This window comes from Paragemmobacter kunshanensis, from assembly GCF_011059185.1.
Lineage (GTDB): Bacteria > Pseudomonadota > Alphaproteobacteria > Rhodobacterales > Rhodobacteraceae > Paragemmobacter > Paragemmobacter kunshanensis.
On record NZ_JAALFE010000052.1, the window covers coordinates 1 to 7936 of the forward strand.

General features: G+C 58.6%; 5 protein-coding genes and 1 pseudogene. All 6 read right to left on the minus strand.

Features of this window, described 5'->3' with window-relative positions; all coding sequences use genetic code 11:
• Nucleotides 1-152: 152 nt before the first annotated feature.
• Nucleotides 153-1508 (minus strand): IS1380-like element ISPme1 family transposase, encoded by a 1356-nt coding sequence (locus tag G5V65_RS21135; RefSeq protein WP_012112698.1) that lies wholly within the window; start codon nt 1506-1508, stop codon nt 153-155.
• 88 nt (nt 1509-1596) lie between these two features.
• Nucleotides 1597-2355: pseudogene (repC, locus tag G5V65_RS21140) on the minus strand (plasmid replication protein RepC); the annotation flags it as partial.
• Nucleotides 2356-2582: 227 nt separating this feature from the next.
• Nucleotides 2583-3605: a ParB N-terminal domain-containing protein gene (locus tag G5V65_RS21145; RefSeq protein WP_114513039.1), complete on the minus strand. Its 1023-nt coding sequence runs from the start codon at nt 3603-3605 to the stop codon at nt 2583-2585.
• On the minus strand, nt 3602-4957 hold the full coding sequence (locus G5V65_RS21150) for a ParA family protein (RefSeq protein WP_171046067.1): 1356 nt from the start codon (nt 4955-4957) through the stop codon (nt 3602-3604). Before G5V65_RS21150 ends, G5V65_RS21145 begins: the two co-directional genes overlap by 4 nt.
• Nucleotides 4958-5736: 779 nt before the next feature.
• Nucleotides 5737-6900, minus strand: coding sequence for an ATP-binding protein (locus G5V65_RS21160; RefSeq protein ID WP_165054485.1), 1164 nt, complete (start codon nt 6898-6900; stop codon nt 5737-5739).
• 119 nt (nt 6901-7019) lie between these two features.
• Nucleotides 7020-7886, minus strand: a complete 867-nt coding sequence (locus G5V65_RS21165) for a recombinase family protein (RefSeq protein WP_165054488.1) — start codon at nt 7884-7886, stop codon at nt 7020-7022.
• Nucleotides 7887-7936: the final 50 nt, after the last annotated feature.

Consider the following 7936-nt stretch of genomic DNA (forward strand, 5'->3'; position numbering starts at 1 on the left):
TTCGCCCCGAGCGGTGTCTGTCGTCGCGCAAACGGCCGAAGTCGGGTGGATCAAGCCTCGAACCCGCAGCATTCTGGCCCGGCAGAGCCGCTTTCCCGCGCGGCAGACGGACCTGTCCTGCCGCTTTCGTTCAGCTTGGGCATGGATCGTGGTCATGCGCATGACGGAGGCGTTCGAAGACGGCGGATGGCGGCAAGGACGGCCCGCACCATCGGGCCGGTGACGGCGACCTCGGCCAACTGGAAGGTAATGGCGCGGGCGTGGCGGACGACGCGGGCGCCGATCTTGATCAGCTTGAGTTGCAGGCTGGTCAACGACCAGTCCGCCATGGCCTCGGGCAGTTCGATGCAGCGCAGGAAGGTTGCCAGGTTGTAGGCCAGCGCGTGCAGTTGCAGCCGCACCTCGTTGTGCCGGAACTTCCGGCATGACAGCCGCGTCCAGCGAAAGGCATATTTGCCTTCCTTGATGTGCTGCTCTGCGGTGCCGCGCTGGTTGTAGAACCTCACCACCCAGTCTGGCTCCATCGGCAGGTTGGTGACGATGAAGCCGACTTTGGGGAACAGCTCGCCCGGATGCCATTCGATCTTGGCGATGACGCGGCGCGGCTTGTCCCAGGACGCCGCCTGATACTCGAAGTCCTCGAAGAACCGTTTGACCTTGGTCAGCGAAGGCCGTCCCACGGGCCGTGTCAGCCGATGCGCGATCTTCTCGCGCAAGACGGCGTTGGCGGGCAGACGGATGGCGTAGAAGAACCTGGCTTCTTCCAGCCGCATATAGATCGCGGGGATCGCGTAGGCAGCGTCGGCCCGGAAGAAGCGTCCACCAAGGTCGCGGCCAGCATATCGGGCAATGACGGGATCAAGGACATCCCGCCAGCCATCGGCGCTGTGGACATTGCCGTTACGCAGGGCGCAGCGCTCCAGCATGCCAAACTGGTTGAACAAGAAGATGGGGTGATAGCAGGTGCAGTCGAAATGCCCGTTCCAGGCAGCACCTTCCTGATCGCCGTGGGTGGGGCTGACCGAGCTGTCCATGTCCAGCACGATGTATTTCAACCCGTTGCGGTCATGAAACCGGTCGATCCATTGGCCGTTCAGATCGGCCAGCGCCGCCCGGTTCGCGGCCAGAGCCAGCGTCTCGGTCTCGAACCGTCCCATCTGCGATGCCGAAGCAGCTTGCGCCTCGACGGCCCTGCCGCCAACGACCTGACGCATCACGGGATCGAGGGCCAAGCGGTCGGCATCGTTCACATCCTCGTATCCGGCCAGTCGTCCGAACACCGATTGCCGGAACAATCCGTCAAGCCGATGGAGCGTGTTCTTCCCGGTGCGGCTGTCTCGCAGCGCCTCCGACGCCAGATTGGACAGGCCGAGCACGTCATCAAGCTCGCGCATCACCAGCAGGCCACCGTCTGAACTGATCTGCGCACCACGGAACTCCAGACGCACACGGCGGTCGAAATCAACCCGATCTCCCCGCGCCAAGCCCGCACCCTCCAGGTGATCCATGAAACGCGCCCCTCGCAGCCGTCAACGCCATGATTTATATGCGAAATATCACGATTACGACAGCGAAATCAGCGACTTACTTGGAGAATGTGGGCTTTATAGCTTGGGCGTCATTTTTGTCGGTGTTTTCCACAGGGTTTATCGCACCAGTCGCCTTGAGATAGGCCGCCTCGACTCGTTCCTGAAGTTCCTTGAACCACGCCAGTAGTCGCTCCAGTTGTTCAGAGGCGTGATGGCGGCGCGGAAGTCGGTCCAGAAGCTCCTCGAAGAGACCCGTGAATTGCGTCCAGGGCCCGCGCAACGCGCCGCTTACCGCCGCCTCGATCCGCGCGCGGATCATCCGGCGCGCAACCGTGATCTGACGCTTCAAGCGCTGGCAGAGCTCGCGCTCGGCCTGCAACTCGGCCTGCAGCTCTTCAAACTCCTCGACTCGAGCCGAAAGCGGCGACAGATCGAAGCCGTAGGCCTCGACGATACGTCCCTCAGCGTCTCTGCGGCCCCACCGTTTGCCATTCGGGCTATCCTGGAAAGAGATCACACCGTTCTCTGCCAGACGCCGCGCATGACGCTTGAGTGCCGACAGAGAGAAGCCGGTCTGTTCCATCAGATAGGCGTTAGAGGCCCAGACGATCGGGCGCTGCCCCTCCTCCCAGTCCTGGGCCTGCGTGAAGGCCCCCAGTGTATCGAGGAGCATCATGTCGCCGGCCTTCAGACCTATATGCGCTCCAACGCGCTTGAGCGCGACAAATGCCCGCGTCTTGGGTACTGCTACCCGTTCACCGGCTTGGGCAAGCTGCTCAGCAACCCCAAGACCCGGTGTCGGCTTGCGCCAACCTGTATGTTTCATGCCTGTATCTCACCTCCGGTTGTGTGGAGGCAAAAGAAAGCCGTTCGCTCAGAAGCGTTCGTCGTTGACAGTGAATCCTGTGAGACTTATCTTGAAGGTGACCAAACCATTAAGATCAGCTCTCAGGCCACACCGCTTGGGGGCTTTTCTTTTGCCGTTAATTCACTTGTCGTTCCTTTTTTGCTCCTTGCCTCATCGTTCCGAAGAACATCTCACCAACGCTGTCTTCAGTCGGTATCCTTCTCCGTGTTTTCGACGTTCAAATAGCTTGCGACTAAGTCTCCAAGCTTTTCGAGACGCTCTTGGTCAATCGGCACTCCTGCAACCTTGATTGATAGGTTTCCATCGACGGAAGTGACCGAAAGATTTCGGTTGCCCACCTTGCGCTTAACGGTGAGTTTTTGGGGCTTTGTCTTTGGTTTTGGCTTGGCTTTGTTTGTTCTCTCCAAGCTCGCTAAGGCACCCTGTAAATCACGAAAGCTCATGTCGTAGACGTTCTTGAACGTGTTCAAGATTTGATCCTGCGCAGCGAAAACGGACCGTGCTCGCGAGACTAGGCTCTCATGCACACCAATTTTCTTGGCGAAGGCCACAGCTGTCAGTTTCTCTTCGCCAGAAGCCAGCGTCTCATACATTTCACCAATCGAAACCAATCGCTCAAAAGGGCTGAGATTTTCGCGCTCCTCATTCTCGCGAAACCGGAGAAACAACATTTCAAACTTGCTGTTCTCAGCGTTTCGCGCGTCAGGCGGGGCAAGTATTGCACGAAGGGGTACACCGAGCTCTGACGCGGCAGCCAGTCGGCGGCGTCCTGTCAGCATCACGAATGGAACCCCCGCGATATTCGACGGGTCCAACGGATCCGGCTGCCAATCCGGATCCTCCGGCCACACTAGAATGGGCGTGTCCTGCCCGTTCGAAGCGATGCTGTTTACCAAAGACCTAAAGGCTTCCTGGGACATCCAGTCTTGTCGGCGGTCGGTTCCCATTGGATCGGAGATTTGATCTGGCGACAGGCTTATCTCATGGCGACCGTTGAGGATATCCAAACAAAGCTCGGCTCTGCTTCGCTCTACTGCAGCTTGCGACTGCGCAAGCGCTCCTGATTTCCAGGCACTGCCGGCCCCCTTGAAAGGAGTCGAAACAGCATCACTCGATTCTGTCCTGCCTTCGGAGCCGCTCGCACGTTCCTTGTTTGTATCGAGATTGGTAGCCTTGCTGACCAGCGACCTTGGAATACTGCGTTTCATGCTTCACCCTCGCCGTCATCTTCATAGAATTCGTCCATCCAAGTATTGGCGTAGCCACGTTCGAGTCCTGGCCAGAGTCGCGATATTATGGCGTCGTTCACGGCATCGGCATTCGTGATGAACCGGTTGATCCCCTTGCGCTTTCCCGGCGTGTCTGGCTCGTATTCGTATACGGACTGATAGACGTCCGAAGCGTTCGAGATCGCGTCGGAACGCAAATAAAACACGGGCAGAATTTCCGTGGGGCAATGTTCTAGCAGGTTTCCGATGTGGTTAAGATCCTGCGCATTGGACCGTTGAACGATCGTTGGCAACAGCATGTTCGCACCGGTTCCGATCTCGATCCTTTCATGGGCCAGGATGTGCTGAAGCATCCCAAGCAGGCCAGTCACAAAGGTCGACAACGTCGCAATGTCGAACCCCTTCATGGTTTGCGGTATGACCAGTGAAGTAGACGCAATCACGTTATTCAACTGGAACAGTGTGAGCGCGGGTTGATAGTCGATGATGATGACATCCAGCGTCTCCGCTAGTGCGGTGTCGAGCCGCTCCTGGTCGACCTTGCCGTCGACTACCAATTCGTTGGGTGGCGTTTTCGGTGGGTGGCCCGCTTTCCAGCGGTCGATGGCATCGCGTAGGTAGCGGTAAAAGCTCTTTCCGGCGGGGGCTTCGCGGACAAGCCGCGCAATCTGGATCTCACCCTCGGATGTTTCGCCGTGAGCTGGAAGCAGGCGCAGGCCTGGCCAGGAGGTCTTGAGAAGGAAGCTATCGAGCGTTTGCGCATCGTGGTCGGTATATGGCGCGTCTTCCGACTGAAAGAGTCCAGCAAAGTCCACCATAGAGGCGGTGTTTTCGTCGGGCATTTGGGGAAGGCCCTCTCCCCCGACGAAGTAGAGCGTTATTGTACTTTGCGGGTCAGCATCCATAACACCGACACGCATGCCGTAGTGCAAGCTGAGATACTGGGCAAAATGCGCGGCGCTCAGACTTTTGGCGGTCCCGCCTTTCTGGCTTGCAAACGAGATGACGGGCAAAGGTGCGTCAGGCTTCCGCCAGGCCAGGTAGTCGTACGGCCGCTTTGCCGAGGCTGCCAGAAGGGCCCGCATGTGCATCAATTCTGAAAGCGTGAAAACACGCTCTCTTCCAACATATTCTCCTGCGGGAAAGTCATCGCTCGAATTGGCGAACTTGGTCAGGTACTGAATACTCACATTGAGAAACCTAGCGCACTGGCGCATGGACCAGGTTCGCTTGATGCGCTGACGCAAGGTGAGTTCCTTGTTCACTGCCACCATCGTGCGCTCAAGCCCACGTGACAGATCCGTCAAAAACTGTTCTAAACTACCGCTCATTTATAAGCCCTGACTTCGGTTGGGTCCGAGTTCGACTCGATTCTGCTTCAATGGTAGCACGGTTCTGAGCAAAAGATAAAGATACCACGCGCCTATAGGTTTCAGGCGCTTATTTTGAGGCTCAGTGGCTCCAGAAACTCCAATCTTGAACGCGTTCAAGATTGGAGTTTAAGTCGGCTGACCAGAGCGAAGCCGATCAACCATGCATGTTTCACGCCGCGTCTTTCGGACCCCAGGAGATGACCGTCCTAGTTGGTGGCTTTGCCCATGTTTGCGTTGAAGCCGTGATCACAGATGCTCACCGTGAAGTAGCCAGCGCCGGTCTCCCCTTTCTGAATCTTCTAGATGCCGCCGCACTCGGTCAGCTTGCCTCACGGGGAGCGTCCGGCGACGCGTTGCGCGAAGGCCGTCCTGTTCGACCTCGCGACGGGTTCGATGGTAATTTCCAGGTCGGAGGTCAAGATGGAGATTGAGCCGAAGCCTTTGGCGGTTTCGTTGTCGGCGCTTGTGAAACTGATGCAGCCAGAAGGGCAGCTGCGCGGTTGACCAAGGGCTGACCACGCTGGATGCGAAGCGCCGCATAGAAGGGTAGGGGAGGAAGATGGGCCACAGCCGTTGTAGACGGGGCGGCCGCTGCGATGTGCATTCCATGCAACCGGTACGCACCGGGAGACCTGCGGGGACCGGAAAAAATCCCACAGGGAAATGCGCGGCGTACTTAAAACTGAACAAAACAAGTAGACCCCTTACTCTCGTGCACGCGCGCAACAAGCGTTGCGCTATAGTGCTCTCAACAGCCCGATCCCTTGCCCAAGAGGCACTGCACGAACGCCTTCGGCCACGGGGACGTCATGCTCTCCGGCGTAGATCAACAGCTTCCGGCTAGCCTTGATGTCTTCCGCGCCCACATAGAACCCGCGCGAGACCTTTGGCGCAGTCGTGCGCTTGATCTCAACGGCCCAGATGTCGCCCCCAGGCAGGCGAAGGACCAAGTCAAGTTCAGCTCCGGCAGAAGTGCGATAGAAGAAGGGTTCGGTGCCGGTTGGTGCAGCGGCAAGAAGGGCCTCGATACATAACCCCTCCCAACTGCCGCCAACGACGGGGTGCCCGAGCAAGCCCTCGATTGTCCCAATGCTTAACAGGGCATGCACGACCCCGCTGTCGCGGACATAAACCTTTGACGATTTCACCAAACGCTTGCCGACATTCTCATGCCAGGGCTGCAGTCGCCGCACCAGCATGAGATCAACGAGCAGATCGAGGTAGCGTCCAATCGTTTGGCCGGAGACGCCCAGCCCCTCGGCGAGGGCTGCAGCGTTCAATAGACCACCTTGCACATGCGCAAGCATTGTCCAGAAGCGCCGCAAGGTTGCGGCTGGAATACGCGGTCCGAGTGCAGGGATGTCACGTTCCAGATATGTACGCAGAAAATCCAGACGCCAATCCATGCTGGCTTGATCGCTTGAAGCCATGAAGCTGTCAGGAAAGCCACCACGCAGCCAGAGCGCATTCAACTGATCAGCCCCCACCTCGGTAAGCTGTAGAGGGGGCATTTCGATATACCTGACACGTCCAGCAAGGGATTCTGCCGACTGTTGGAGTAGGACGTTGGAGGCTGATCCCAAGAGCAGGAACTGGCCCGCTCGAAAACCGGCCCGCCTGCGCTGGTCGATCTGACCACGCAGGCTCTTGAAGAGGCCAGGCATCTGCTGCACCTCATCGAGGATGACGAGTTTTCCCGCCTGTTCATCCAGATATAGATCCGGTTCGGTCAGGATCTGCCTGTCCGCATTTCGTTCTAGATCAAGGTATACCGATGGTTGCTCCGAAGCTATGTCTAGAGCGAGCGTGGTTTTCCCAACCTGCCGGGGGCCGAGGAGGACAACAGCAGCTTGGCTCTCGAGCGCGGATTGCACAAAGTGATGAGTTTGGCGCTTATACATACCTTGCAATTACTCCACACGATGGAAGATCTGCAAGGATAAACTGCTTAGCAGGTAAAGTTGCCACTTAATTGGAGATGTCGCATGATGTGACGAACAGGCTTAGCGTCAAAACTCACTCATATCATCCCAAGCCGCTTCGCCCGCTCCAGCAACATCTTCACTGATGATGGCTGCCAGCTTGTCCGGCCGCGGGGTGTGCGCTCACGCATGTTCTCCAAGCGGGCGCAGATGGCCTGAAGCGTAATGTCGGGATCGGCGCCCTTGATACCCGCGACGATGGCGGGCAGGCGATCATCTCGCGCACGCGGGCCCGCGCGATCAAGCACGGTCGCGGGGAGGAACCCATCGCGGACATAGGCGTTCACAGCGCGCAGCAGACGGCTTTGCGTCCAGCGCCGGGCCTCGGGTAGGGGGCCGTTGATGATGCGCACCAGATCTTCCCAAGCCAGATCGGGACGCAGCCGACGCACATGGGGCACCCAGTCCTGCGCAGTTTCATTCAGGCGTTCTATATATCCGTCCTGTCGCGCCAGTCGGACCTTGCGTAGCGCAGCCGGATCCCGGGCGCGCAGGCCAGGGTTTCCGCCGACCCGCCCCTTTGTTCGTGCGCTGGCAAGCCCAGCCTTGGTCCGTTCACGGATCAGGGCGCGCTCGAACTCGGCTGCTGCACCCAGAACCTGCAGCGTGAACTTGCCCTGCGGGGATCCGGTGTCGATCGGGTCCTGAATCGAGCGGAAGAAGGCGCCCTTTGCTTCCAGCCGTTCGATCACCTCCAGCAAATGCGACAGCGACCGCGCAAGCCGGTCGATGCGCACCACCACCAGCGTATCGCCCTTGCCGATCCGTTCCAGCAGCCGCGCCAGCACAGGCCGCGCACGATCACCGCCAGAAGCCTGTTCCTCATGGATTTCGACACAGCCCGCTGATTTCAGCGCCTGCGACTGGGGCAGGGGGTCGTCGTCTAATCGCAGCACATTTTGCAAGCCCTTTCTTTCGGGGTGGCGCAGAAAGCCGTTGATGTTCAGCGCAGATG

Excerpts from the sequence above, each read along its gene's own strand:
- G5V65_RS21135 (WP_012112698.1), bottom strand. The coding sequence starts at position 1,508 with ATGGATCACCTGGAGGGTGCGGGCTTGGCGCGGGGAGATCGGGTTGAT.
- G5V65_RS21145 (WP_114513039.1), bottom strand. The coding sequence starts at position 3,605 with ATGAAACGCAGTATTCCAAGGTCGCTGGTCAGCAAGGCTACCAATCTC.
- G5V65_RS21150 (WP_171046067.1), bottom strand. The coding sequence starts at position 4,957 with ATGAGCGGTAGTTTAGAACAGTTTTTGACGGATCTGTCACGTGGGCTT.
- G5V65_RS21160 (WP_165054485.1), bottom strand. The coding sequence starts at position 6,900 with ATGTATAAGCGCCAAACTCATCACTTTGTGCAATCCGCGCTCGAGAGC.